The sequence below is a fragment of the Streptomyces sp. NPDC030165 genome (assembly GCF_055573595.1).
This window is the reverse complement of the sequence record NZ_JBVIBD010000023.1, coordinates 115,103-139,721: the sequence shown is the minus strand read 5'-3', so window position 1 is coordinate 139,721 and position 24,619 is coordinate 115,103. Positions and strand designations below refer to the sequence as shown.

Annotated in this window: 20 protein-coding genes and 1 pseudogene; 5 read left to right on the top strand and 16 right to left on the bottom strand. The window is 72.9% G+C overall.

Annotated elements, in window-relative coordinates:
- Positions 1–182: 182 nt before the first annotated feature.
- On the top strand, positions 183–1,007 hold the full coding sequence (locus tag ACZ4Z1_RS33920) for a YwqG family protein (protein WP_468490489.1): 825 nt from the start codon (positions 183–185) through the stop codon (positions 1,005–1,007).
- 30 nt (positions 1,008–1,037) lie between these two features.
- Here ACZ4Z1_RS33920 and ACZ4Z1_RS33915 read toward each other — a convergent pair whose 3' ends face one another.
- The 5 genes from ACZ4Z1_RS33915 to ACZ4Z1_RS33895 form a co-directional block, all read right to left on the bottom strand.
- Positions 1,038–2,957, bottom strand: a complete 1,920-nt coding sequence (locus ACZ4Z1_RS33915) for an acyl-CoA dehydrogenase family protein (RefSeq protein WP_468490488.1) — start codon at positions 2,955–2,957, stop codon at positions 1,038–1,040.
- 387 nt (positions 2,958–3,344) lie between these two features.
- Positions 3,345–4,031, bottom strand: coding sequence for a response regulator (locus ACZ4Z1_RS33910; protein WP_468490487.1), 687 nt, complete (start codon positions 4,029–4,031; stop codon positions 3,345–3,347).
- A complete protein-coding gene (locus ACZ4Z1_RS33905; RefSeq protein ID WP_468490486.1) occupies positions 4,006–5,346 on the bottom strand; it encodes a sensor histidine kinase in 1,341 nt (446 codons plus the stop codon). The genes ACZ4Z1_RS33910 and ACZ4Z1_RS33905 overlap by 26 nt, the downstream gene beginning before the upstream one ends.
- A gap of 294 nt (positions 5,347–5,640) precedes the next feature.
- The gene (locus ACZ4Z1_RS33900) at positions 5,641–7,086 is read right to left on the bottom strand and encodes an aldehyde dehydrogenase family protein (protein ID WP_468490485.1); all 1,446 of its coding nucleotides are present in this window, start codon (positions 7,084–7,086) and stop codon (positions 5,641–5,643) included.
- Positions 7,087–7,240: 154 nt separating this feature from the next.
- Positions 7,241–8,902, bottom strand: a complete 1,662-nt coding sequence (locus ACZ4Z1_RS33895; protein ID WP_468490484.1) for a PucR family transcriptional regulator — start codon at positions 8,900–8,902, stop codon at positions 7,241–7,243.
- Positions 8,903–9,155: 253 nt separating this feature from the next.
- Here ACZ4Z1_RS33895 and ACZ4Z1_RS33890 point away from each other — a divergent pair, with 253 nt between their 5' ends.
- A complete protein-coding gene (locus ACZ4Z1_RS33890) occupies positions 9,156–9,560 on the top strand; it encodes a RidA family protein (RefSeq protein WP_468490483.1) in 405 nt (134 codons plus the stop codon).
- A gap of 49 nt (positions 9,561–9,609) precedes the next feature.
- Here the strand turns inward: ACZ4Z1_RS33890 and ACZ4Z1_RS33885 are convergent, their stop codons facing one another.
- Positions 9,610–11,754, bottom strand: coding sequence for an ATP-binding protein (locus ACZ4Z1_RS33885; RefSeq protein ID WP_468490482.1), 2,145 nt, complete (start codon positions 11,752–11,754; stop codon positions 9,610–9,612).
- A gap of 243 nt (positions 11,755–11,997) precedes the next feature.
- Here ACZ4Z1_RS33885 and gabT point away from each other — a divergent pair, with 243 nt between their 5' ends.
- Positions 11,998–13,347, top strand: a complete 1,350-nt coding sequence (gene gabT, locus ACZ4Z1_RS33880) for a 4-aminobutyrate--2-oxoglutarate transaminase (protein ID WP_468490481.1) — start codon at positions 11,998–12,000, stop codon at positions 13,345–13,347.
- 346 nt (positions 13,348–13,693) lie between these two features.
- A complete protein-coding gene (locus tag ACZ4Z1_RS33875; RefSeq protein ID WP_468490480.1) occupies positions 13,694–14,395 on the top strand; it encodes a phosphatase PAP2 family protein in 702 nt (233 codons plus the stop codon).
- On the opposite strand, the gene ACZ4Z1_RS33870 is transcribed toward ACZ4Z1_RS33875, so the two are convergent.
- The 3 genes from ACZ4Z1_RS33870 to ACZ4Z1_RS33860 all read right to left on the bottom strand — a co-directional run bounded on the left by ACZ4Z1_RS33870 (position 14,359) and on the right by ACZ4Z1_RS33860 (position 16,844).
- Positions 14,359–15,411, bottom strand: a complete 1,053-nt coding sequence (locus ACZ4Z1_RS33870) for an L-tyrosine/L-tryptophan isonitrile synthase family protein (protein ID WP_468490479.1) — start codon at positions 15,409–15,411, stop codon at positions 14,359–14,361. The two genes, ACZ4Z1_RS33875 and ACZ4Z1_RS33870, sit on opposite strands and share 37 nt — an antisense overlap.
- Positions 15,408–16,337, bottom strand: a complete 930-nt coding sequence (locus tag ACZ4Z1_RS33865) for a TauD/TfdA dioxygenase family protein (RefSeq protein WP_468490478.1) — start codon at positions 16,335–16,337, stop codon at positions 15,408–15,410. Before ACZ4Z1_RS33865 ends, ACZ4Z1_RS33870 begins: the two co-directional genes overlap by 4 nt.
- A 381-nt stretch (positions 16,338–16,718) precedes the next feature.
- The gene (locus ACZ4Z1_RS33860; RefSeq protein ID WP_468490477.1) at positions 16,719–16,844 is read right to left on the bottom strand and encodes a hypothetical protein; all 126 of its coding nucleotides are present in this window, start codon (positions 16,842–16,844) and stop codon (positions 16,719–16,721) included.
- 16 nt (positions 16,845–16,860) lie between these two features.
- Here ACZ4Z1_RS33860 and ACZ4Z1_RS33855 point away from each other — a divergent pair.
- A pseudogene (locus tag ACZ4Z1_RS33855) lies at positions 16,861–16,959 on the top strand (hypothetical protein); the annotation flags it as partial.
- An 850-nt stretch (positions 16,960–17,809) separates the two neighbouring features.
- On the opposite strand, the gene ACZ4Z1_RS33850 reads toward ACZ4Z1_RS33855, so the two are convergent.
- The 7 genes from ACZ4Z1_RS33850 to ACZ4Z1_RS33820 all read right to left on the bottom strand — a co-directional run bounded on the left by ACZ4Z1_RS33850 (position 17,810) and on the right by ACZ4Z1_RS33820 (position 24,539).
- Positions 17,810–18,016 (bottom strand): hypothetical protein, encoded by a 207-nt coding sequence (locus ACZ4Z1_RS33850; protein WP_468490476.1) that lies wholly within the window; start codon positions 18,014–18,016, stop codon positions 17,810–17,812.
- 326 nt (positions 18,017–18,342) lie between these two features.
- Positions 18,343–19,362, bottom strand: coding sequence for a helix-turn-helix domain-containing protein (locus ACZ4Z1_RS33845; RefSeq protein ID WP_468490475.1), 1,020 nt, complete (start codon positions 19,360–19,362; stop codon positions 18,343–18,345).
- Between the two features lie 180 nt (positions 19,363–19,542).
- Complete coding sequence (locus ACZ4Z1_RS33840) at positions 19,543–19,995, bottom strand: bifunctional DNA primase/polymerase (protein WP_468490474.1); 453 nt, start codon at positions 19,993–19,995, stop codon at positions 19,543–19,545.
- 251 nt (positions 19,996–20,246) lie between these two features.
- A complete protein-coding gene (locus ACZ4Z1_RS33835) occupies positions 20,247–21,662 on the bottom strand; it encodes an NAD(P)/FAD-dependent oxidoreductase (RefSeq protein WP_468490473.1) in 1,416 nt (471 codons plus the stop codon).
- A gap of 5 nt (positions 21,663–21,667) precedes the next feature.
- Positions 21,668–22,462, bottom strand: a complete 795-nt coding sequence (locus ACZ4Z1_RS33830) for an ABC transporter permease (protein ID WP_468490472.1) — start codon at positions 22,460–22,462, stop codon at positions 21,668–21,670.
- Positions 22,462–23,394: an ABC transporter permease gene (locus ACZ4Z1_RS33825; RefSeq protein ID WP_468490471.1), complete on the bottom strand. Its 933-nt coding sequence runs from the start codon at positions 23,392–23,394 to the stop codon at positions 22,462–22,464. The genes ACZ4Z1_RS33830 and ACZ4Z1_RS33825 overlap by 1 nt, the downstream gene beginning before the upstream one ends.
- Positions 23,391–24,539 carry an ABC transporter ATP-binding protein gene (locus ACZ4Z1_RS33820; RefSeq protein WP_468490470.1) on the bottom strand — a complete coding sequence of 383 codons (1,149 nt, stop codon included), beginning with the start codon at positions 24,537–24,539 and terminating at the stop codon, positions 23,391–23,393. Before ACZ4Z1_RS33820 ends, ACZ4Z1_RS33825 begins: the two co-directional genes overlap by 4 nt.
- Between the last annotated feature and the right edge of the window lie 80 nt (positions 24,540–24,619).

Sequence of the window (24,619 nt, the reverse complement as noted above, 5' to 3'; positions counted from 1 at the left end):
ATCGAGCCGGTCGAGCCGAGGATCACGATGTCGCGCGGCCCGTCGCCGCCGCAGGTGAGCGGGGCGGGGGTGAAGCGCAGATGCGGGTCAGCGAGGGTGTCCGTCATGGAGACCATTGTTGCCGGTCCGGGCGTGGCCGTGAGCCGCAGGGGATTGTCAGTGGGTCGTGGGACGGTACGGACATGGAACGAAGGATGTCCCCGCCCGCGCGGCTGGCCGCCGAGCTCATGCCCGCCGACGCGGCGGAGCGCTGGACGGCGCTGCTGCGTCCGGCGCTCCGCCTGGCTCGCCCCGACGACCGCCGCGCCCCGCTCGCCGGGCCGCCCGTGGGATATCTGGGCGGCCGTCCCGAGCTGCCGGACGACGTGCCGTGGCCGGTGTGGGAGGGGAACGGACCGCTCACGTTCGTCGCTTCGCTGTCGCTGTCCGCACTGGCCGGCGCGGACCTGGACATACCGCTGCCCGGGGACGGCACGCTGCTGCTCTTCGTGTCCTACGGCCCCGGGCAGGGCGACGGCGTGCCCGGCCTCGGCCCGGAGGGGCAGCAGGGCGCCCGCGTCGTGTACGTGCCCGAGGGCACGCCCGTCGCCGAGCGCCGGGTTCCCGGGGGCCTCGAAGAGCCGTACCACCGTGTCCCGCTGTCGGCCGAGCCGGAGATGACGTGGCCCGACCGCGCGGACTTCTGGCTGGGGGACCTGGTGGGTGCCTCGCCCCGCGACGAACTTCCGGAGTGGCTGGACGCCTTCGACGACGCCTTGACCGACCTCGTACCCAAGGTGTGGCACCGCGTGGGCGGCTACCCCGTCCCCATACAGGGCGGGTTGGACCACGACTTCCTCGGCGACGGCGAGGACCCGGACGACTGGGTGCTGCTCGCCCAGATCGACAGCGACCGCCGGGCCCGGATGGACTGGGTCCACCAGGGCACCCTGTACTGGCTGATCACCCGGGCGGACCTGGCCGCGCGCAACTTCGCGGGAGCGCGCTTCACCTGGCAGTTCCTCTGAAACGGCCCGGTGAAGCGCGCCCCGCCCGGGTCAGCGGATCGGCCGGTGGACGTTCCCCTTCGTCGTCGGTCCGGGGGTCGCGTCGGCGATCCACGGGCCGTCGCCGCTCGGGTCCACGACGCCTTCCTCCAGCCAGGTGTACGTGCCGGTCAGCACGCCGGAGACGACCTTGCGGTCGAGATCGTCGGTGTTGGTCCACAGCCGGCCGAAGAGTTCGTCGACACGGATGCGGGCCTGCCGGCAGAAAGCGTCGGCGAGCTGGTACGCCTCGCGGCCGTGGTCGTCGGTGGCGCGCAGGTGCTCGGCCCGTACGACGGCCGCGCTCATGGCGAAGAGTTCGGCTCCGATGTCGACGATCCGGCCGAGGAAGCCCTGCTTGGTCTCCATCCGGCCCTGCCAGCGGGACATGGCGTAGAACGTGGACCTGGCGAGTTTGCGGGCGGCGCGCTCCACGTACCGCAGGTGCCCGGCGAGGTCGCCGAACTCCGCGTACGTACGCGGCAGCTGGCCCGGCCCCGCGACGAGCTTGGGCAGCCAGCGGGCGTAGAACGTGCCGGCCTTGGCGGCGGCCTTGCCCTTGTCGGACAGCGACTTGTCGGGGTCGATGAGGTCACCGGCCACGGACAGGTGCGCGTCCACCGCCTCGCGGGCGATCAGCAGGTGCATGATCTCGGTGGAGCCCTCGAAGATGCGGTTGATGCGCAGGTCGCGCAGGATCTGCTCGGCGGGCACGGCGCGCTCCCCGCGGGCGGCGAGCGAGGCGGCGGTCTCGAAGCCGCGGCCCCCGCGGATCTGCACGAGTTCGTCGGCCATCAGACAGCCCATCTCCGAGCCGTACAGCTTGGCCAGCGCGGCCTCGATGCGGATGTCGTTGCGGTCCTCGTCGGCCATCTGGGAGGCGAGGTCGACCACGGCCTCCAGGGCGAAGGTGGTGGCCGCGATGAAGGAGATCTTGGAGCCGACCGCCTCGTGCCGGGCGATCGGCTTGCCCCACTGCTCGCGGGCGGCCGACCACTCGCGGGCGATCTTCAGACACCATTTGCCGGCGCCGACGCACATGGCGGGCAGCGACAGACGTCCGGTGTTGAGCGTGGTCAGCGCGATCTTCAGGCCGGCGCCCTCGGGCCCTATGCGGTTGGCGGCGGGCACCCGTACGCGGTGGAAGCGGGTGACGCCGTTCTCGATGCCGCGCAGCCCCATGAAGGCGTTGCGGTGCTCGACGGTGACGCCCTCGGCGGCGGCCTCGACCACGAAGGCCGTGATGCCGCCCTTGTGGCCCTCGCTCTTCGGGACGCGCGCCATGACGACCAGGAGGTCGGCGACGACCCCGTTGGTGGTCCACAGCTTCACTCCGTCGAGGACGTAAGCGTCGCCATCGGGTACGGCCGTGGTCGCCAGCCGGGCCGGGTCGGAGCCCACGTCCGGTTCGGTCAGCAGGAAGGCGGAGATGTCCGTACGGGCGCAGCGCGGCAGGAAGGTGTCCTTCTGCTCCTGGGTGCCGAACTGTTTCAGCGGCTGCGGTACGCCGATGGACTGATGCGCGGAGAGCAGCGCGCCGATGGCCGGGTTGGCGGAGCCGACGAGGGCGAGCGCCTTGTTGTAGTAGACCTGCGTGAGGCCGAGCCCGCCGTACTTCGTGTCGATCTTCATGCCGAGCGCGCCGATCTCCTTGAGACCGTCGATCGTCTCGTCCGGAATCTGCGCCTCGCGTTCGATACGGGCCCCGTCGATCTTCGTCTCGCAGAAGTCGCGGAGCTTGGCGAGGAACTCCTCACCGCGCTGGGCGTCCTCGTCGGCGGGGGTGGGGTGCGGGTGGATGAGGTCGAGCCGGAAGCGGCCCAGGAACAGTTCCTTGGCGAAGCTGGGCTTGCGCCAGTCCTGCTCCCGGGCGGCCTCGGCGACCTGCCGGGCCTCGCGCTCGGACACATTGCGGGTGGATGGAGCGGTCATGAGGGGCTCACCTCGCCGCGGAGTCGGGTCTCGGAGTGGGTCGGCGGTCTGCGGGACCGTGCGGTGTCGGTAGCGGTCGGCGGGGCGCGGAACCCGGCGTTCCGTACCGGTCCGCGCCGGGCCGGGCCGGCAGGCGTAGGGCATCCCGCCGCCGTCCGGCTACCGGCCAGTGCTACTTGTGAGTCTCTACCCGTTCCGTTCGACTTGCACCAGACTTCGCGGCACGGACGCGGGCGGACGGGTGAGTACCGCTGTCCGGAATCCGGCCGTCCGGGAACGGACCGGCGGCCTCCGTCCTGCTCCGGTCCGGTGAGACCGGGGCCTCCCTCCCGTGCTCCCGCGCTCGGCGCGCCCCGGCCTGACCAGGCCCGTCCCGGACGCCCCCGCTCAGCGCGCCCCCGGCGTGACCAGACCCGTCTCGTACGCCAGCACCACGGCCTGGGCCCGGCTGCACAGTCCCAGCTTGGCCATCGTCCGGTTCAGGTGGGTCTTCACGGTGGCTTCGCTGATGACCAGCCGCTCGGCGATCTCCGGGTTGGACAGCCCCTTGGCGGTGTGCCGCAGCACCTCCAGCTCGCGGGCGGTGAGCGCCTGGAGGGACTCCGGCCCGCCGGCGGCCTCCTGGGCGGGCTCGTCCAGCCGCTGGGCGTACGCCTCGACCAGCCTGCGGGTCACGCTCGGCGCGAAGAGCATGTCGCCGCCCGCGACGGTGGCGATGGCCGAGAGCAGCCGCTGTGGCGGGGTGTCTTTCAGGAGGAAGCCGCTGGCTCCGGCGCGCAGCGCCGCGTACACGTACTCGTCGAGGTCGAAGGTGGTCAGGACCACGACGTGCGGGGCCGGTTCGCCGGACTCGGCCGCGGCCCGCAGGATGCGTTCGGTGGCCGTGATGCCGCTGACGCCGGGCATCCGGATGTCCATGAGGATGACGTCGGGGCGGTGTTCGGCGGCCAGCCGGACCGCCTCCTCGCCGTCCGACGCCTCGCCGACCACCTCGACGTCGGGCGCGGCCCGCAGCAGGGCGGCGACGCCGGCCCGGATGAGGACCTGGTCATCGGCCACCAGCACCCTGATCATGCTCTGTCGTCCCTTTCCGCGGCGGTGCCGGGCCCGCCGCGGGATGGACCGGCAGGGTGAGCAGCACCTGGAAGCCGCCGCCCGGAACAGGACCGGCGCGCAGACTGCCGCCGTAAATCCTGGCCCGCTCGCGCATCCCTATCAACCCGTGTCCGGTGGATACGTGGCCTGGTTCCGGCGGTATGACCGGAACTCCGGCATGCGGGACGCGCGGGACGGGTGCGTCGGGTGTGCTTCCGTCGTCGCGTACTTCGACGGTGAGGTGGCCGGTGCCGTGGTCGATCCGCACCTCGACACGGGCGGCCCGGGCATGCTTGAGGGCGTTGGTCAGTGCTTCCTGGGCGACGCGGTAGGCGCACTGTTCCAGCCCCGGCGCGTACGGCCGCCGCTCCCCCGTCGTACGCAGGGCGACCGGCAGGCCCGCGGCCCGTACCCGGGCGACGACGGCACCGATCCGGTCGAGGCCGGGCGCCGGTTCGTAGGCGTCGGCCGCCTCGCCCCCACCCGTCTCCCGGCGGTCCACGGCGGCCGGTCCGCCCGCCATCTCCCGCGGGTCGACGCGCAGTACGGCGAGCAGCCGCCGCATCTCCTCCAGGGCCTCGCCGCTCGTCCCGGCGATGGTGCCCAGGGCGCGGCGGGCGGTGTCCGGGTCGGAGGTGAAGACGTACCCGGCCAGCCCGGCCTGCACGGAGATCACGGACATGTGGTGGGCGACCACGTCGTGCAGTTCGCGGGCGATGCGCACCCGCTCCTCGGCGACCGCGCGGCGGGCGTTCTCCTCCTGCTCGCGGCGGAGCTGTCCGGCCATCTCGGTGAGGCGGACGTTGCGCTCGGCGGAGGTACGGGCGACGTTGCCGAACCAGCACAGGATCGCGGGGTAGAGGACACTCTGTCCGAGCGTGGTCGCCCAGGAGCTCTCGTGGCCCGTCAGCCCGGCGAAGTTCCACAGCGCCACCAGCAGGAGCGAGCAGCCGGCGGCGACGCGCGGCGGGCGGTGGGCGGCGACGGTGTAGAGGGCCATCAGGCCGGCGAGGCTGTTGACGACGGGCCAGTAGTCCAGCGCGATGTAGCCGGACCACAGCAGGAAGACGGCCAGGCACACGGCGACGGGGGCCCGCCTGCGGGCGACGATCAGCAGGTTGATCAAGCAGGTCAGCGCGTTGCCGAGGCCGTCCAGGCGCTCCCAGCCGAACGGTACGTTGTCGTGGCCGAGCAGCAGCGAGACGGTGGCGAAGCCGGCCGCCACGGCCGCGTCGAGGGTCAGCGGCGGGACCCTGCGCACCCGCCGTCGCACCTCCCCTGCCATCCCGCCCATGCGCACCTCCGCAGCGTAACCCGGTGGGTACGGCGGGTCGTCGGCCAGGAGGAGTCCGTGCGCGTACCGCGGAAGTTGTACGTCCGCACCGGGGTACCGCGGAAGTCACACCCGGTTTTCCACCCGTGACGGGACGCCCCGGCGCGCGGAGGCGCGTACGGTCGCAGCACCACCACAAGAGTGCGGGGGCACGGGGGAAAGCACGGCACCACCGCACGGGGGAACGGGGGGAGGCAGCGCGCTCCGGGGCAGGGTGCCGGAGCGCGTTGCTCGCCGTCCGCGTGGGGGCAGGCCTTAGAGGTCCAGCCCGGTCAGCACGAGCACCCGCTCGTAGGTGTAGTCCTCCATCGCGAAGCGCACGCCCTCGCGGCCCACACCGGACTGCTTGGCACCGCCGTACGGCATCTGGTCCGCGCGGTAGGACGGCACGTCGCCGATGATCACGCCGCCGACCTCCAGCGCGCGGTGCGCGCGGAACGCGGTCTGCACGTCGTGGGTGAACACGCCCGCCTGGAGGCCGTACTTGGAGTCGTTGACGGCCGCGAAAGCCGCCTCCTCGCCGTCCACCTTCTTCAGGGTCAGGACCGGACCGAAGACCTCCTCGCAGGCCAGGGTCGCGCCGGCCGGCACGTTCTCCAGCACGGTCGGCGCGTAGGAGGCGCCGTCCCGCTTGCCGCCCGCGAGCAGCTTCGCGCCCGCGCCGACCGCCTCGTCCACCCACGCCTCGACGCGCTTGGCGGCGTCCTCGCTGACCAGCGGGCCGACCTCGGTGGCGTCGTCCGACGGGTCGCCGGTGACCTGCGCGTTGACGGCGGCCACGATCTTCGGCACCAGCCGGTCGTAGACCGACGCGTCGGCGATCACCCGCTGCACGGAGATGCAGGACTGGCCGCCCTGGTAGTTGGAGAAGGTGGCGATGCGCTGCGCCGCCCAGTCCAGGTCGGCCTCGGAGGCGTAGTCCGCCAGGACCACGGCCGCGCCGTTGCCGCCCAGTTCGAGGGTGCAGTGCTTGCGCGGCACCGAGTCCATGATCGCATAACCGACCTTTTCGGACCCGGTGAAGGAGATCACCGGCAGCCGCTCGTCCTGCACCAGCGCCGGCATCCGGTCGTTGGTCACCGGCAGGATCGACCAGGAGCCGGACGGCAGGTCCGTCTCGGCCAGCAGCTCGCCGAGGACCAGGCCGGACAGCGGGGTGGCCGGGGCCGGCTTGAGAATGATCGGCACGCCCGCCGCGATCGCCGGGGCGATCTTGTGGGCGCACAGGTTGAGCGGGAAGTTGAAGGGCGCGATGCCCAGCACCGTGCCGCGCGGGAAGCGGCGGGTCAGGGCGAGCCGGCCGGCGCCGCCCGCGTCGGTGTCCAGACGCTGCGCCTCGCCGCCGTTGAAGCGGCGGGCCTCCTCGGCCGCGAAGCGGAAGACGGACACGGCACGGCCGAGCTCGCCGCGGGCCCACTTCATGGGCTTGCCGTTCTCGGCGGAGATGAGCCGGGCGATCTCCTCCGTGCGCTCCACCAGGCGCCGCTGCACGTGGTCCAGCGCCGCGGCCCGCACATGGGCGGGGGTGGCGGCGAACTCTTCCTGCACGGCGACGGAGGCCGCGACGGCCTCCTCGGTCTGGGCCTCGGTGGGCACGCTCACCGTGCCGACGAGACGGCCGTCCCAGGGCGAGGTGACGTCGAAGCTGTCCTCGCCGGTGGCCTGGCGACCGGCGAGCCAAAAGGCGGTGGGAGAAGTCACAGTAGGTCCCGGCCCTTCCGAAGTGGGGGTGGTACGAACGGCCCGCACGGGCCTGGGTCCACCGTAGGGGCGGGGTGCGGTCGCGGCGTTTGTCCGGCACGGAGTAGTCGTACGGTGCGGCCCGCCGCATTGGCGTACGGGCGCCGCCTTCCCGCTACGGCTGCTCCCCCGGCCCGCCCCCGTACGGACCCGCGACCGCCGCCGTCGCCTTCAGCGCGAGCCACAGCTCCATCCGCACGTCCGGGTCGTCCAGCGAACGGCCGAGGATCTCCTCCACCCGCCGCATCCGGTAACGCAGCGTGTGCCGGTGCACGCCCAGGTCGGCGGCGGCCGCGTCCCACTGGCCGTGCCGGGACAGCCAGGCGTGCACGGAGGCGACGAGGTCGCCGCGGCCGGTGGCGTCGTGGTCCCGCAGGGCGCGCAGCAGGCCGTCCGCGAAGGCCCGTACGGCGTCGTCGGCCAGCAGCGGCAGCACCGAACCGGACGCCACGTCCTCGTGCTCGACCAGCACCCGGCCGCGGCGGCGGGCCACCGACAGGGCCTGTTCGGCCTGGCGGTGGGCGTGCGCGGCGTCCCGCGGCCCGGCGGGCGCGGACAGGCCGACCGCCAGCGCCCCGCCGGACCGCCCGGACCCGGACCGCGCCGTGCGCCCGCGCGGCGACGGCTGCCCGCCGTGCCGGGCCTCGGCCACGGCGGCGTGCTCGGCGCACGCCTCGACGGCGGCCCCGCCGTCGGCCGCCAGCACGACCAGCCGGGCACCCTCCGGTACGGCCAGCACCGCCTCGCCGGTACGGGCCGCCGCCGACTCCATGGCGTCGGCGAGCGCGTCCAGGGCGGGCGGCACGTCCCCGGCATCCTCGCCGTCCGCGGTGACCGGCTCGGCGACCACGACCCGGAACGGCGCGTCCAGGAGCCCGCCGTACAGCCGGCCCGCGACCGCCCGCGCGTGGTCCGGCTCGCCGGCCAGCAGCATCCGCAGCACCGCGGCGCCGAGCCGCTGCTCGGCCTCCTGGAGGGCGCGGGACCGCTCGGTGGTCAGGGTCAGCAGGGCGACGGCGGAGTGCACGGCGAAGCGCTCGGCGGTGCCCAGCGGCGCGCCCGTGCCGACCGCGAGGACGCCGCGGGCGCGGCGGCCGGTGCCCAGGGACTGCAGTTCGACGCGGTCGTCGCCCTCCGCGTCGCTGACGACGGAGCTGGCGGGGGCCGGGCGCTCGCGCAGCCGTCCCACGTCGCCGCTGAGCCGGGCGGCGCGGCGGGCGGCCCAGTCGGGGGCCGCCGCGACCACCGTGCCGGACGCGTCGTACAGCGCGGCCCAGCCCTTGAGGTGCGCGGCGAGCCGGGCCAGCAGCTCGGCCGGGCCCTCGGCGCCGAGGGCGGCCCGGGTCAGCTCGCGCTGGGCCTCGAAGCCCTCGGTCACGGCGCGGTACTGGTCGGCGGCGACCGCGGCGGAGACGGCCTTGCTGATGGCGATGAACGGGGTGCTGCGGGGCACGCCCAGCAGCGGCAGCCCCTCCTCGACGGCGGCGGTGACCAGCGCCGCCGGCACGTCCTCGTAATTGACGCCGACCGCGAAGCCGAGCCCGACGACCCCGGCGCCCGCGACCCGCCGCACATACCTGCGGGCCGTCTCCGGGTCCTCGGCGTCCAGCTTGAGGGCGGTGATGAGCAGCAGCTCGCCGCCTTCCATGTACGGCACCGGGTCGATCAGCTCGCTGGCGTGCGCCCAGCGCACGGGGGTGTCCAGCCGGTCCCCGCCCGCGAGCACCGTCAGCTTGAGCGCGGAGTGGTGGGCCAGGGAGGCGAGCGTGTGCGGCATGGGACCTTCGGGGGCTTCGGCGGGCGGGCGTGCTGTCGGTGGGCTGGTTCTTCGCCGTCGCGTATGAACGGTCGCTGCCGATTCTGCCTCAGCGGAGGGGTGCGGGGGTGGGTTCGTCCGGGGATACGGCCGTACGGGGCGGGGCGGTCCGTACGAGCGGCGGGCGGAAATCCGGTGGACGCGCCCGGCCGCGCCGTGAGCTGATCGGCAGCGCCCGATGCGGCACCACCACAGACGCCCCGGAGGAGTCCCGATGGCCAGCTTCACGACCGTGCCCGGCCTGTTCCCGCCCCCGCGCTACTCGCACGCCGCCGTCGTCGAGGCGGGTGAACGCCTCGTCTTCACCGCAGGGGCGGTCCCGCTGGACGCGGACGGCGGCCTCGTCGGCCCCGGCGACCTCGCCGCCCAGACCCGTCAGGTGCTCGCCAACCTGGCCGCCCAGCTGGAGGCGGCCGGCAGTGGCCTCGACCGGGTGATCGCCAGCACGGTGTACGTGGCCGCCACCACCACCGAGGCGCTCTTCCCCGCCTGGGAGGAGGTCCGCGCCTCGGCCCTGTCCACCGGCCCGCACACCTCCACCCTGGTGGGCGTCACCGTCCTCGGCTACCCGGGCCAGCTGGTGGAGATCACGGCGACGGGTGTGGTGCGGGAGGACTGAACCGGACCGCCGGCCACCGGCCGGGGCGGCGCCCCGGCCTCCCCGTCCCTCACCCCCGCAGATCCACCAGCACCGGCGGCGCGTGCTCCCCCCGTACCGACGTCACCGACAGCACCGCGTGCCCCGGCGGGACCGAGTTGGCCAGGTCGGAGGCGGACCAGCGTTCGCGTTCGACGGTGCGGACGGTGACGGCCTTGGCGGTGGCGGCCTTGCCGGTGACCAGATGGCGGAAGAGGTGGAACGCCTTCATCGCGGCGCCCTCCGCGATGATCTGCCGGTCGGTCACGTCCCGGGTCTCGACCCACTCCTTGCCCCACACCTCCGCGAACCGCGCCCCGTCCCAGGTCGTCACGCCCGCGAACGCCATCCGGCAGCCCACCGCGCCCAGCAGCGCGCTGCGCAGGGCTTCGGGGACGTCGTCGAGGGAGCGCAGGGTCAGCAGGACGCCCGCGTTGGCGGCGCGCAGCCGTTGCAGGCCGCGCAGCGACTCGGCGGTGACGGTGTGCGCCGCGTCGTCGAGGACCAGGCAGGCGAAGAGCGACCGGTCACCGCGGGCGGTCGCGCACTCGGTGAACTGGGCGAGCACCAGCCGGGCCAGGATGCGCGACGCCTCGGCGTGGCCGCGCTCGGGCAGGTCGATGCGGACGCGCAGCGGGTGGTCCAGGGCGCGCAGGGAGAGCTGGCGGTCACCGCCCCGGGGGTCGAAGTACGGCGCGAAGGCGGGGCGGTCGAGGAGGGCGACGCGGTCGGCGAGGAGGTCGCCGATGTCGCCGGGGCGGCCGGACTGCCGTGCGCGGGCGTCGAGTTCGCGCAGTTGCGGGTGCGACTCGCTGGTCTTCAGGGCGGTCCGCAGCGCGGCGAGCGCCGTGTCCGAGCCGTCGAGGAGTTCGCGGAGTTCGGGTACGGAAGGGAAGCGGCCGTGCGCGGCGCGGAACGGTCCGAGCAACTGGCCGAGGGCGGTCGCGGCGCGCCGGCTGTCGCCGCCGGGCAGGGTGGCGGCCAGGTCGCCGACGAGGGCTTCGGCGAGGATGCCGGCCGCCTCGTCGGGGTCGGTGGTGCCGCCGTACAGGTCAAGGTCGCAGTCCGGTTCGGGGGCGCCGATCCGTACGACCACGTCGAACGCGTCGTCGGGGCCGAGCGCGGAGCCGGCCGCGCCGACGGCGACCACCGCGCTGTGCCCGGCCAGCGCCTGGAGGCACATGGCCTCCACGACCGGCCGCGCCACGCGGGTGGTCTTGCCGCAGCCGGGCGGGCCGACGGCCAGGAGGGAGGTGCCCAGCAACGCCGGGTCGAGGGCGGAGCCCGTACCGCGGTGCTGGTGGGGGTTGCGCGGGTGGTCGGTGGCGGTGCCGATGCGTACCTGGTGGGCGAGCAGGTCGTGGTGGGCCGTACGGGCGGGCAGGTCGCGCAGGCCGGAGGGGTGGGCGCAGGCGGCGGCGCCGTGGCGCAGGACGGTGTCGGTGAAGGAGGCGAGGGAGTTCTTGCCGGAGCGCACGGAGTGCCAGGCGCGTTCGATGCGGGCCACGTCGACGTCGTTCAGGCGGCCGGCGAGGGTCTCGGCGGCGAGCTTGTCGGCGGCGTCGGGCGCGCCGCCCGCGCGCAGTGCGGGCCACTGGGCGCGGTCCTCCTGCGGCTCCGGCAGGGCCTCGGGCCGGCGCTCCCGGGCGCGGCGCAGTACCGGCCCGAGGCAGCGCCGCCCCAGTTCGGCCCAGCGTCCGAGGCGTCCGAAGACGAGGACGAGGAGGGCCAGGAAGAGGGCGTAGTAGAGGTAGGTGAGCCAGACGAAGATCATCTTGTCGCCGCCGGCCGAGCGCCAGGAGTCGGGCGTGAGCAGCAGCAGCGGGTAGATCCAGTACGGGCCGAGGTAGCCGTTCCAGAGCAGCGACCACAGCAGCCAGCCGCACAGGAACGAGATCAGCGCGCCGGTGACGAGCTGCCGGGTGGGCACCCGGTCGGGGTTCTCCTCGGGCCGGGGCACGTGGCCGTACGTCCAGATGCCGGGCGCGGCGGCCCGGCGGGGGGCGCGCAGCCAGCGCAGGAACGTGCCGTCCTCGTGGGCGGCGGGCGGAGCCGGCGGCACCGGCGGGATTCCCGGGGCCGGTGGGGCGGAGGGGACCGGTGGTGTCGTGGGGCGGGGTACATGGCGGTCGGTGCGGGTGTGCGGTGCGTCGTGCTGCGTGCCCTCGGTGTCCATCCGGTGCCCCTCGTCCCCCTTGAGACGTGCGGACGCGGGACGGAAACGGTTCCGCCCGCGCGCCCTGCTGTTCCCTGTGTACGCCGCCGCTCAATCTACTGGCCGCGGCGCGCCGCTATGTCCGGTGCGGACAACGCAACACGCGCACTTCTCCCGAACGGAACATGCCGACGTCCCGCTCCGCCCCCTAGCCTGCGAGCACAACCCCTTCAGTACGTCCCGTTCCACCCCCAGGAGACTGCCATGACCGAACTGTCCGGAGGCCCCGCCCTCCCCCAGGAGCGTCGCGTCGTCACCGCGATCCCCGGCCCCAAGTCCCAGGAGCTGTGGGCCCGCAAGCAGGCCACGGTGGCCGGCGGTGTAGGGGCGGTGCTGCCCGTCTTCGCCAAGCGCGCGGGCGGCGGCATCCTGGAGGACGTCGACGGCAACTCCTTCATCGACTTCGGCTCCGGCATCGCCGTGACCTCGGTGGGCAACAGCGCGGAGGCCGTGGTGCGCCGCGCCACCGCGCAGCTCGCGGACTTCACCCACACCTGTGTGATGGTCACGCCGTACGAGCCGTACGTGGAGGTCTGTGAGCAGCTCGCCGAGCTGACCCCGGGCGACCACGCGAAGAAGTCGGCGCTGTTCAACTCCGGCGCGGAGGCCGTCGAGAACGCCGTCAAGATCGCCCGTGCGTACACCAAGCGTCAGGCGGTCGTCGTCTTCGACCACGGCTACCACGGCCGGACGAACCTGACGATGGCGCTGACCGCGAAGAACATGCCGTACAAGCACGGGTTCGGCCCGTTCGCACCCGAGGTCTACCGGGTGCCGCTGGCCTACCCCTACCGCTGGCTGACCGGCCCGGAGAACTGCGCCCAGGAGGCCGCGGACCAGGCCATCTCGCAGATCACCAAGCAGATCGGCGCGGAGAACGTGGCCGCGATCATCATCGAGCCGGTGCTCGGCGAGGGCGGCTTCATCGAGCCGGCCAAGGGCTTCCTGCCGGCCATCGCGGACTTCGCGAAGGAGAACGGCATCGTCTTCGTCGCGGACGAGATCCAGTCCGGCTTCTGCCGTACCGGCCAGTGGTTCGCGTGCGAGGACGAGAACATCGTCCCGGACCTGATCACGACCGCCAAGGGCATCGCGGGCGGTCTGCCGCTGGCCGCCGTCACCGGCCGCGCAGAGATCATGGACGCGGCGCACGCGGGCGGCCTCGGCGGCACCTACGGCGGCAACCCGGTGGCCTGCGCGGCGGCGCTCGGCTCCATCGAGACCATGCGCGAGCTGGACCTGAACGCGAAGGCCCGGCGGATCGGCGAGATCATGAAGCCGCGCCTGGAGGCGATGGCCGAGAAGCACGACATCATCGGCGAGGTCCGCGGCCGGGGCGCGATGATCGCCATCGAGCTCGTGGAGTCCGGTTCCAAGGAGCCGAACCCGAAGGCGACCGCGGCGCTGGCGGCGGCGTGCCACCAGGAGGGCCTGCTGGTGCTGACCACCGGCACGTACGGCAACGTGCTGCGCTTCCTGCCGCCGCTGGTCATCGGCGAGGACCTGCTGAACGAGGGCCTGGACATCATCGAGAACGCGCTCGCGACGGTGTGACCCGAGGTGAGCGGAGGCAGGTCGTGAAGAATGTGTGCGGGGCCCATGGCGGGCAGGTGATCTGGCTGTCCGGCCCCGGCTCTCTGCCGTACGGTTTCTGCAGATGAGAGAAACACCCCGCTCACAGGAGACCGTGAGCGACGCCCGGCCGACGCTTCCCCAGCTGCGGCCAGGCCGTGCCTTCGCGCACGAATCCGGGGCCCCTCGCCCCGGGAATCCTCACCGATCGGACGGCCGCCCGCCCCAGACCCCCCGGGGCGCGCGGCACTCCGGTCAGCGCGGCCGCCTCGGAACCACCCCCCCTGTTCCGAGGCGGCCTGCCTTCTTCCCCCGCCCCCTGCTGTGGGTGGGCGTGCTCTGTGCCGCGCTCTTCGCGGTGCTCACCTGGCAGGTGGCCTCCGGCGGTCCGCTGCGCGCGCTGGACGAGCGCCTCGGCCGCGCCGTCGTACACGGTCCCGTCCCAACCTCCCTGGCGGAGTTCTTCGCCGACCTCGGCAACACGGTCGTCGCGCTGCCGGTCCTGGCGCTCGCTGCGCTGTACGCGGCCTGGCGCGGACGGCGGGCAGCGGCGCCGCGCCGGTGGCTGCCGCCCCTGGCCGCCGTCGTGACGATGGCCGTGGTGCCCGCGCTGGTGGTGCCCCTGAAGACGTGGCTGGCCCGGCCGGGTCCGCCGGAGATGGCCGGCGGCGCGCACAGCGGTTTCTTCCCGTCCGGGCACGGAGCGACGGCGGCCGTCGCGTACGGGGCGGCAGCCCTGCTGCTCACCACGCCATGGGCCCGGCGTCCGGAACGGGCGGGCAGGCCGACGCCGGCCGCCCTCGCAGCCACCGTGGGGCTGCTGAACCTGGCGGTCGGCATCGGCCTGGTGCGCCGCGGCTACCACTGGCCGCTGGACGTACTGGCCAGTTGGTGTCTGGCCGGGGTGCTGCTCGCGGCCTGCGCGGCGGTGTGCGGGCGGTGTGCGGGCCGCCCGCGTCAGCGGCAGGACGGCCCGCACCGGCAGCAGGACGATCAGCTCGCCACGCCGAACAGCTCCGACGCGATGTAGTGGCTCGGCCGCCAGCTCGGGCCCGCCGGAATGCCCACCCGCTCGGCCTCGTGCCGCTTCATCAGCCGGAAGCGGTCGGTGCCGGTCTGCACGACGACGGCGTGCCACGGCGTGAGCCAGTTGTCCTCCGCCTCCAGCAGCGCGATCCCGAACTTCGCCGATCCGCAGGCCTGCGGGTGGATGGAGAGCCGTACGGTCTCCCGGTAGTGGTGGGCGATCAGTTCACCCCATGCCCGGCTGCGCCGCAGGACGCCGTACGCGCGGCCGCGGCACTCGCGCTGCAACTGGGCCTTGGAGCCGGTCCACTGCGCGGTGTCCTCGACCAGGAACCGGATGGTGCCGCGGTAGTGGCTGAGCGCCGGTCCGCCGGCCCGCACCTCCGCGCGCAGCTCCTCGACGCTCTGCGCGTAGTCCTCCTCCAGCAGCGCCCGCTTCTCGCCATAGCTGCGGCTGTCGTAGACGTGGTCGAGGCCGAAGGTGTCGATGTGCCGCAGGCCGTTGGCCTCGATCATGTCGCGCAGCGCCTTGCCGTACGCGTCGATGTGCGCGTCCGGTACCCGTATCAGGTCACCGAAGACATGGCCGTCCGAGCAGATCAGCAGCCGCGCGCCGGGCGGGTAGACCGTGCCGATCGCGGCGCACAGGTCGTCCAGGAAGCGCAGCGAGAGCAGTTCACCGAGGTCGGGCAGGTGGCCGACGACCTTGGCGGGGTTGGGCGACTTGCAGGGGAAGGCCGGCAGGGTCAGCAGCACCGGCTCCCGGCGGGTGACGAACCCTCGTATCTGGGCGAGCTGTTCGGCGAAGCACTGCTCCGGAGGGTGGCTGTCGTGGGCCCGGCCGGCGCCGTCGCCGCCGTCGGCCCGGGTGTCCGCCGGTGCGCCTGCGGGCCGGCGGTGCGGCAGCAGCAGTTCCAGGATCCGGGCGCAGTACTGCTCCGTGCGGGCCGCGTACGCGGCGTCCCCCTCGTCCTCCCCCTGCTCCCGGCCCTCGGCGTGCTGCTCGTACGTCACGGTCATGCGGTCCCCCGCCGGTTGTCGGTCCCGGTGCTGTCCCGGTGGTCGTGGAGGTGGCTGGGCAGCGGGGGATCGCCCAGGACGTGGACGCGGCGCAGATGGCGCGGCAGTCCGCGGCGGTAGGGCACACGGGTGTGCAGCAGCGTGTAGTTGTCCGCGATGACGACGTCGTCCTGCTGCCAGGCGTGTACGTACACGTGCCGCGGGTCGTATGCGGCCTCCCGGATGGCGGCCAGTTCGGCGGCCTCCTCCTCACCCCCCAGCCCGTCGATGCGCACCTGCGGCTGGTTGATGATGTGTTCGCCGTCCGGCACCGGTTCGAGGAACCGCATGACCGGGAATCCGGCGTCGGGGTGCGGTTCGATCAGGGGTGAGACGACGAGACCGCCGTAGTGGGAGACCTTGGCGTTGCGGTAGCGCAGGGTCAGGCCGCGCCAGCGCTCCAGGGTTTCGGGGGCGGCGTCGGCGAGGACGCGGGTGGTGTCGCAGAAGAGCGTGCCGCCGCCGTCGGCCGCTCCGGGGGCCGCGACGCAGTGGAAGACCTGGAACTCGGGTACGAAGTCGACGTACATCCCGTCCCAGTGCAGCGGCATGAAGCCGGTGTCGAAGACGTGGTCCTCGGGGTCCTGGTGGGCGCGTACGTCGAAGACCGTGCCGAACGGCCACTCCATCACCTCGCCCCAGGTGCGCGCGTAGGCGTCCAGCTCCTCGGGGTCGGCGGGTGCGGTGAATCCCCGCAGTGCCACCAGGTGGTGACGCCGGGTCAGGTCGCGCAGCCACGGCACGGGTACGGCGGTGACCGGGGTGCCGGGTGCGGTCGCGGTGATCAGGACACCGAAGGGGCCGGGTGCGGCCGTCGTCCAGGGCCGGGTCTCGTCAGGGGCGTCGTCGGCGGTCGTACCGGACGCGTGGACGGCTTGGGACGTCATGGTTCCTCTCCGGAAGGCGGCGCGCCGGACCGGTCGGCCCGGGCGCGGTGACAGCGACAGTACTTGAGAGTTCAAGAACTTTCCACATCGCGGACGCCGATTCGCTGCCACCCACGACTTTTCCGCCACCCGCCACGCACGGAAAGACACGACGACTGGCCCGAACCGGCCACGGCCCGTTCGGGCCGGACCCGGGCGCTTCTCCCACCCCTCGGTCCGCACCGGACCCGCCCCCGAGGTGCGCCGCCCCTCGGAGGCCGAAGAAGCGAGGACCCGGATGATCAATCTCTTCCAGTCCCAGGCCGGCGACCACGAACTGGCCGCCGTCGCCGCGGTGTTCGCCGACCACTGGCTCGGCCGCGGACCGCGCAGCACGGCCTTCTAGGCGACCTTCGCCGACACCGAAGAGATCTTCGGACGGCTGCCGGCCGAGCGGCGGATGACGTCCGACCGCTTCCGTACGGACTCGTCCGAGGCCGTCACACTGGCGGCCGAACTCTTCGCCAAGACCTCCAAGGCCACCGTGGAGCGGTCCGTCGAAGCAGCCAGGGCCTGGCGACCCGACCTCGTCCTGTACACCGAACTCCAGGGCACCGGGCCGCTGGTGGCCGCCGTCCTCGGGGGACCCGCGGTCGAACACTCCATCAGCTGCCACCACTTGCGGCAGATCAGTGACCGGTTCGGATCGTGGCCGGCCGCCGCATACCGACACCACATCCCGCCCGGACGCCCCCGGCCGGCGCGGAGGACGCCGGCCTGCTGCGCCGTCTGCTCGCGGACGAGGGCATGCCGACCACGGCAGTCGAGGTCCGCGCCGAGACGGCGGCCCTGCCCTCCCCCGCCGCCATCGTGCCGCGGCTGGAGGAACCGGCGGAGGCGGGACGCGAAGCGCGAGACGCGCGCCGGGCGGGTTCCGGACCAGTTCACGCATCGCACACGGCATCGTTCACCCAGGAAGAGGCAGAAGTGGGGAGGAACGCACAGAGCTGGAACGGCAGGTCAGACATGCCACCGGGTTCGACAGACGGTGCGGCCGACCAGATCGTCACGTCGCCCTGGACGTCACAGACCGCGCGTGCCCCCCCATTTCACTGCCGCAGCGCACCCAACCCCACCCGCTTCCGAACCGCGTAGTGGGGGTGACCACGGTTTACGGGACAGCAATCAAGAATGCTTGGGTCAGGGAAGACTTGGCACCATGGCCAATCCGATAGAAGCTGCTGTGGCTGTGGCTTCTCAGGCGGGGTTTGTCACAGGCTCCGATGCCGGCAGAATGCGCGGAGTTACGTCAGCGGCGGCGCAGCATGCGTGTCAGGCGACCCCGGCACATTGGCGCCGGCCCTTGACGCTCGTGTCGGCCACGAAGCCGTCCATGGCAGCGATGAGCAGTTGGCTTCGTGCCGCCCCGTCAAACGCCCGCGACAGGCGTCGCAGTGGGCACCGGCAATATCCACAGCCTTGCGCGCCTGGCGTCACGGCCCGGAATTCTCCGGGCGCCGCTGTGCGCGCTCCGCCCCGCGCCCCATGCGGACTGCCGCGACCAGAGCCATCACGACACCAGCACCACAGGCGACGCCTCGCACGAACCCGGAGGGGAGCACGAAGCTCAGTGCGAGCAGCCCGAGTCCAGCGGTCAGCAGACCCACCGAAGTGTTGAGTGCCGAAGATTCCCTGTACATGCCATCAGTGTAAAGGAGAGGGAAAACGCCCTGGTCAACGGATACCCGAGGGGGGGCGCCTGAGCCGAGTGGACCTGACCGAGCCGTCCGGCAGGTGCGAGGCGACCGGTCATGACGAGGGCGATGTGCGATCCCGTTGGCCAGCGCCGCTCGGACGATGCGGAGGGCCTCGTCGGTGTCGATGCCGACGCCGGCGATGACGGCGGCGTACTCGGCGGCTGCGCGGCGTGCCCCTTCGCGTCTCTTCTCGCCGGCCGCGGAGACGAACGAGCCGGCCGGCGCCCTGCCGCCGGCCGGTATTTCCGCCCCGTACGGTGCGCCGGACGTCAGGCGGACGACGCCGGCAGATAGCCCAGTTGCGCGGCGAGCACCCCCGCCTGGAAACGGCTGCGTGCCTTCATCCCCGTCATCGCGTCGGTGGCGATGCGGCGTGCCGTCCGGGCCGAGACGCCCAGCCGCCGGGCGACGGTGGCGTCCGTGTGCCCCTCGGCGAGCAGTTGCAGGGCGGCCAGGTGCTGCCGGGTGAAGCCGTTCGCCGCGCGCCGGGCCGGCGGTGGGCCGAGCCGTTCCGCCGCTGCCCACACGGCGTCGAACAGCGTGCTCAGCGCGGTCACGACACCGGGCACCCGTACGAGGACGGCGGCCTGCGCGGTGCCCTCACCGCCGGTGAGGACGAGCGCGGCGTGCCGGTCGGCGACGACCATGCGGGTGGGCAGCACGGCGGCCGTACGGATCTGCGCGCCGGCCGACGCCAGCCACTCCGCGTGTGCCAGGGCCGCCGGGTCGTGCCGGACGCTGTCGAGGCACACGGTGCGCACCCGTACGCCTCGCGCGAGCGGTTGTTCATACATCGGCCGGAAAGCGGGAAGTCCGGGGAAGGCGCGCGGCTGCCCGGCGTCGAACACCTGCAATTCCTCCTCGACGAGGGTGCCGAGTTCCGTGAGGTGGTCGCTGATCCGGTCGGCACCCGTCATGCGGAACAGACCGTGATCGGCGGCGGAATGCTGGTGTGTGGCGAATTCGGAGACGAGCCGGGCGGCTGCCGCCCGGCTTTCCTCCACGCGCTGCTGCTGCGCGGCGAGTTCGGCCTGCTGGCGAGCGAGCAGAATGTCCATGCCCAGGCGCGGGCTCACCGCGTACAGCCGCCCGGGACGCTCCGCCGAAGGGCGGGCCAGCGCGAGGTCGGCCAGCCGGTCCAGGGACCGCTCGGCCTCCCGCTCGGTCATTCCCGTACGCGCCGCCAATTCGGCCGCTGTGGCGAGCGGTTGCGCCAGCAGGGCGCGGTAGACCGATTCCGTCGCCGGTTCGACACCCAGCCGTCCGAGGACGTGTTCCGACGTGCGCATGTTTCTCCCCCTGAAATACGGCACCCGGTCCGGACGGTGGGCGCCCCACGCGCCCGGCCCGCCGGGGAGCCCGGCGGGCGCCCCACCCGGGACCACGTATCCGGGGGCTCCGAAGACTCAACGCCGCGCCGGGGAAGGCACGTCTGTGTCCTGTATCACGGCGCCGCCGTCCCGGTTCCCTCACCGTTCTCCGGCGAGTCCCGCGGCGGCCTCGTGCATCGCCAGTTCGAGCACGGCCGGTTCGGTGAGCCGGCCCGTGCCGTCCGGGACGACCAGCCAGCGCACCCCGCCCGTCGCCCGTCCCGGGTACGGCACCACGATCCAGCTGCCGTCGCCCGCGCCGCGCACTCCCGTACCGAGCCAGCGCGCCGCCGTACCCGGCGGCACGAAGAATCCCGTACGGGTGTCCCCGAAGTCCGCGAGGACCGGCCCCGGCAGGTCCAGTACGCGGGTCAGTACGTCCAGAGTCGGCCGTCCCAGCGCGCCGGGCACGATCAGCACGTCCCAGAGCCGGCCGGCCGGGAGCAGGGCGACCCCGAGGGGATTACGCTCCCATTCCCACCGGCAGGCGTCCGGGTCCGCTGCCGCCGTCACCAGCCACTCCACTGCGTTCTTGGCCCCCGAGGCGTCCATGTCTCCTCGCTTCCGCGGTCCCCTCGGACCGCTGTCCGCCCGGTGAGAGGCAGCGGAGGCGGCATCCTTACACGGGTTTGCCGGGGTTTTTGACGCAAGACGGAAGCAGGCGGGGGGCGCGAGGTGGTGTACGGGAGCGCGAGGTGCGCGATGCTGGTGCGCCTGCGGGAGCCGGTCCGGGCACGGCCGGGGACGGGCCCGGACCGCGCCGGGGACGGGCCGCGTACGGGCCGGGCCACGGCCCGGGCTCCTCAGCTGTCGAATCCGAGCCCCGCCTTGTCCATGGCCCGCAGCCACAGGTTGCGCCGGCCGCCATGGGTGTCGGCCCGCGTCATCGACCACTGCGTCAGGCCGATGCCGGCCCAGCGCAGCGGCTCCGGCGGGAACGGCAGCGGCTTCTTGCGGACCATCTCCAGTTCGGTGCGCTCGGTCCGCTCGCCCGCCAGGAGGTCGAGCATGACCTCGGCCCCGAAGCGGGTGGCGCCCACGCCCAGCCCCGTGTAACCGGCGGCGTAGGCGACCCGGCCGGCGTGCGCGGTGCCGAAGAAGGCGGAGAAGCGCGAGCAGGTGTCGATGGCGCCGCCCCAGGCATGGGTGAAGCGCAGGCCCTCCAGTTGCGGGAAGCACTGGAAGAAGTGCCGGGCCAGCTTCTCGTACGTGGCCGGGCGGTGGTCGTACTCGGCGCGGACCGAAGCACCGAAGCGGTACACGGCGTCGTAACCGCCCCACAGGATGCGGTGGTCGGCGGTCAGGCGGAAGTAGTGGAAGTGGTGGTTGGTGTCGGACAGGCCCTGGCGGCCCTGCCAGCCGATGGCGGCCTGCTGCTCGGCGGAGAGCGGCTCGGTCATCAGCGCGTGGTCGTAGACCGGTACGACGTACGGGCGGACGCGACGCACCAGGGACGGGAAGACGTTGGTGCCGAGGGCGACCCGGCGGGCGAAGACCCGGCCGTACGGGGTGCGGGCGGCCATGCCCACGCCGTCGGCGGCCAGGGCGGTGGCGGGCGTGTGCTCGTAGATCCGTACGCCGAGGCCGAGGCAGGCCCGCTTCAGGCCCCAGGCGAGGCGGGCGGGGTTGAGCATGGCGACGCCCGTACGGTTCCAGAGGCCGGCCAGGAAGGTCGGCGAGTCGACCTGGGCGCGCAGCGCCTCGCGGTCCAGGAATTCGACGCCGGGCAGGCCCAGCCGGGCGGCCAGCTCGGCGCCCTCCTGCAGTTCGGCGACCTGGTGGGGTTCGGTGGCGATGTCGATCTCGCCGGTGCGCTCGAAGGCGCAGTCGATGCCGTGGCGGGCGACGGCGTCCTCGATGGCGTCGAGGTTGCGGGCGCCGAGTTCCTCCAGCTTCGTCAGCTCGTCCGGCCAGCGGTCCAGGCCGTTGCCGAGGCCGTGGGTCAGGGAGGCGGCGCAGAAGCCGCCGTTGCGGCCGGACGCGGCCCAGCCGACCTCCTGGCCTTCGACGAGGACGACGTCGCGTCCCGGGTCGCGTTCTTTGGCGATCAGTGCGGTCCACAGGCCGGAGTAGCCGCCGCCGACGACGAGGAGGTCGGTGCGTTCGTCGCCGACGAGGGCGGGGAGGGCGGCGGGACGGTCCGTATCGTCCAGCCAGAAGGAGACCGGCGCGGCGTCCGCGAGGGCGTGGGCGGGGGTGCTCATGGCAGCTCGTGCCATGGTTCTCAGCTCCTCTTCCGGCGTCCGGAGAGCAGTTGCCCTCCCAGGACGCAGAGCACGGCGATGAGGAACATCGCCGTTCCGATGACATTGATCTGAACGGGCGTGCCCCGTTGCGCCGATCCCCAGACGAACATGGGGAACGTCACAGTGGAGCCGGCGTTGAAGTTGGTGATGACGAAGTCGTCGAAGGACAGCGCGAAGGAGAGCAGCGCGCCGGCCGCGATGCCGGGCGCCGCGATCGGCAGAGTCACGCGCAGGAACGTCTGCGCGGGGGACGCGTAGAGGTCCTGGGCCGCCTGTTCCAGGCGCGGGTCCATGCTCATCACGCGGGCCTTGACCGCCGTGACGACAAAACTCAGACAGAACATGATGTGCGCGATCAGGATCGTCCAGAACCCGAACCGGATGCCCATGTTGAGGAACAGGGTCGCCAGCGAGGCGGCCATCACCACCTCGGGCATCGCCATCGGCAGGAAGATCAGCGTGTTGACGGCGGGCCGGGCGCGGAAGCGGTAGCGGGCCAGCGCGAAAGCGATCATGGTGCCCAGTACGGTCGCGCCGACCGTCGCCCAGACGGCGATCCGCAGGCTCAGGCCCAGCGATCCGCACAGGTCCGCGACGCCGCACGGATCGGCCCAGGCGTCCGCCGAGAAGCGCTGCCACTCGTAGTTGAAGCGGCCGTTGGGCTTGTTGAAGGAGAAGACCAGGACGACGAGGTTGGGCAGGATCAGGTACGCGAGCGTACCGAGGCCCGCGAGCACGACGAGGTGGCGGCGCAGCCACCGGAGCACGGCCATCAGACCAGGTCCTCCGTCCCGGACTTGCGGATGTAGAGCGTGACCATGGCGAGGATGGCCGCCATGAGGATGAAGGAGAGCGCGGCGGCGGTCGGATAGTCCAGGACCCGCAGGAACTGCGACTGGATGACGTTGCCGATCATCTTCTGGTCGGTGGAGCCGAGCAGTTCGGAGTTGATGTAGTCGCCCGCGGCGGGGATGAAGGTCAGCAGCGTGCCGGCCACCACGCCCGGCATGGACAGCGGGAACGTCACCCGGCGGAAGGTGGTGACCGGACGGGCGTACAGGTCCCCCGCGGCCTCGTGCAGCCGCGGGTCGATGCGCTCCAGCGACGTGTACAGCGGCAGCACCATGAACGGCAGGAAGTTGTACGTCAGGCCGCAGACCACCGCCAGCGGCGTGGCCAGCACCCGCTCCCCCTCGGTCAGCCCCAGCCAGCTCGTCAGGTCCAGGACGTGCAGCGAGTTCAGTACGCCGACCACCGGGCCGCCGTCCGCCAGGATCGTCTTCCAGGCCAGCGTGCGGATCAGGAAGCTGGTGAAGAAGGGGGCGATGACCAGCACCATCACGACGTTGCGCCAGCGGCCCGCCTTGAAGGCGATGAGGTACGCGAGCGGGTAGCCCAGGACCAGGCAGAGCACGGTCGCGGTGGCCGCGTAGCCGACGGACCGCAGGAACTGCGGCCAGTACTCGCCCAGCGCGTCCCAGTAGGTGGCGAGGTGCCAGGTGACCTTGAAGCCCTTTTCGAGGGAGCCGGTCTGCACGGACGTGGACGCCTGGTAGACCAGCGGGGCGGCGAAGAAGACGACCAGCCACAGCATGCCGGGGAGCAGCAGCCAGTACGGCACGAGCCGTTTGCGCGCGCCGCGCGTGCGGACCTCCGGCGCGTCCTCGGCGGCGGGTGGCGGCGGTGCCTCGGTGGTCGTCGTCATGCCGCCTCCTCGCCGGTGTCCGCACCGGCCCCGATGTCCTGGGAGGCGTCCAGGCCGAAGGTGTGCGCGGGGTTCCAGTGCAGGACGACCTCAGCGCCGGGCACCAGGCGCGGGTCGCGTTCGACGTTCTGCTCGTAGACGGCGAGGCGTCCGGCGCCCGGGGACTCGATGACGTACTGCGTGCTGACGCCGAGGAACCCGGCATGTTCGATGCGGCCGGGGAGCCGGTTGCGGCCGTCGGTGATCGTCCCGGCGTCGTCGGCGTGCGCGAGGCCGATCTTCTCCGGCCGTACGCCTGCCAGCACCTTGCCGCCCGTACGGACGGTGGCGCGACATCGCCCGGCGGGCAGCCGCAGTTTGCTGCCGCCCGCGGTGAGCAGCAGGTCGTCGCCGCCGGCCGTCACCACCTCGGCCTCGATGAGGTTGGAGGTACCGAGGAAGTTGGCGACGAAGGTGGTGCCCGGGTTCTCGTACAGGTCGGCTGGGGCACCGAGCTGCTCGACCCGGCCGCCGTTCATCACCGCGACCGTGTCGGCCATGGTCATGGCCTCCTCCTGGTCGTGGGTGACGTGCACGAAGGTGATGCCGACCTCGGTCTGGATGCGCTTGAGTTCGAGCTGCATCTGGCGGCGCAGTTTCAGGTCAAGGGCGCCCAGCGGCTCGTCCAGGAGGAGCACCTGCGGGTGGTTGATCAGGGCGCGGGCGACCGCGACGCGCTGCTGCTGACCGCCGGAGAGCTGCTGGGGCTTACGGCGCGCCATCGGTCCCAGTTCGACCAGGTCGAGCATCTCCTCGACCTGTTTCTTCACGGATTTGATGCCGCGGCGGCGCAGGCCGAACGCGATGTTCTCGTAGATGTCCAGGTGCGGGAAGAGCGCGTAGTTCTGGAACACCGTGTTGACCGGGCGCTTGTACGGGGGCAGCGCGGTGACGTCCTTGCCGTCGAGCTCGACGGTGCCGGTGGACGGGTCCTCCAGCCCCGCGATCATGCGCAGGGTGGTGGTCTTGCCACACCCGGAGGCGCCCAGCAGCGCGAAGAAGGAGCCCGCCGGGACCGTCAGGCCGAGCGGGTGGACGGCGGTGAAGGAGCCATAGGTCTTGCTGATACCGGAGAGGCGGACGTCGCCACCGGAGGTCTGTGTCATGGGTGGTCCCGTGGGTCGGAGGGCGGGCGCGGGCCGGTACGTGACCGGCTGCCGGGCGGCGTTCTGCGTGGTGCCGGGCC

Coding starts and splice junctions, on each gene's coding strand:
- ACZ4Z1_RS33905 (WP_468490486.1), bottom strand. CDS start 5,346: ATGGGCGGGATGGCAGGGGAGGTGCGACGGCGGGTGCGCAGGGTCCCG.
- ACZ4Z1_RS33870 (WP_468490479.1), bottom strand. CDS start 15,411: ATGACCGTGACGTACGAGCAGCACGCCGAGGGCCGGGAGCAGGGGGAG.
- ACZ4Z1_RS33890 (WP_468490483.1), top strand. CDS start 9,156: ATGGCCAGCTTCACGACCGTGCCCGGCCTGTTCCCGCCCCCGCGCTAC.
- gabT (WP_468490481.1), top strand. CDS start 11,998: ATGACCGAACTGTCCGGAGGCCCCGCCCTCCCCCAGGAGCGTCGCGTC.
- ACZ4Z1_RS33850 (WP_468490476.1), bottom strand. CDS start 18,016: ATGTACAGGGAATCTTCGGCACTCAACACTTCGGTGGGTCTGCTGACC.
- ACZ4Z1_RS33830 (WP_468490472.1), bottom strand. CDS start 22,462: ATGGCCGTGCTCCGGTGGCTGCGCCGCCACCTCGTCGTGCTCGCGGGC.
- ACZ4Z1_RS33910 (WP_468490487.1), bottom strand. CDS start 4,031: ATGATCAGGGTGCTGGTGGCCGATGACCAGGTCCTCATCCGGGCCGGC.
- ACZ4Z1_RS33885 (WP_468490482.1), bottom strand. CDS start 11,754: ATGGACACCGAGGGCACGCAGCACGACGCACCGCACACCCGCACCGAC.
- ACZ4Z1_RS33865 (WP_468490478.1), bottom strand. CDS start 16,337: ATGACGTCCCAAGCCGTCCACGCGTCCGGTACGACCGCCGACGACGCC.
- ACZ4Z1_RS33920 (WP_468490489.1), top strand. CDS start 183: ATGGAACGAAGGATGTCCCCGCCCGCGCGGCTGGCCGCCGAGCTCATG.
- ACZ4Z1_RS33835 (WP_468490473.1), bottom strand. CDS start 21,662: ATGGCACGAGCTGCCATGAGCACCCCCGCCCACGCCCTCGCGGACGCC.
- ACZ4Z1_RS33915 (WP_468490488.1), bottom strand. CDS start 2,957: ATGACCGCTCCATCCACCCGCAATGTGTCCGAGCGCGAGGCCCGGCAG.
- ACZ4Z1_RS33840 (WP_468490474.1), bottom strand. CDS start 19,995: ATGGACGCCTCGGGGGCCAAGAACGCAGTGGAGTGGCTGGTGACGGCG.
- ACZ4Z1_RS33825 (WP_468490471.1), bottom strand. CDS start 23,394: ATGACGACGACCACCGAGGCACCGCCGCCACCCGCCGCCGAGGACGCG.
- ACZ4Z1_RS33820 (WP_468490470.1), bottom strand. CDS start 24,539: ATGACACAGACCTCCGGTGGCGACGTCCGCCTCTCCGGTATCAGCAAG.
- ACZ4Z1_RS33845 (WP_468490475.1), bottom strand. CDS start 19,362: ATGCGCACGTCGGAACACGTCCTCGGACGGCTGGGTGTCGAACCGGCG.
- ACZ4Z1_RS33895 (WP_468490484.1), bottom strand. CDS start 8,902: ATGCCGCACACGCTCGCCTCCCTGGCCCACCACTCCGCGCTCAAGCTG.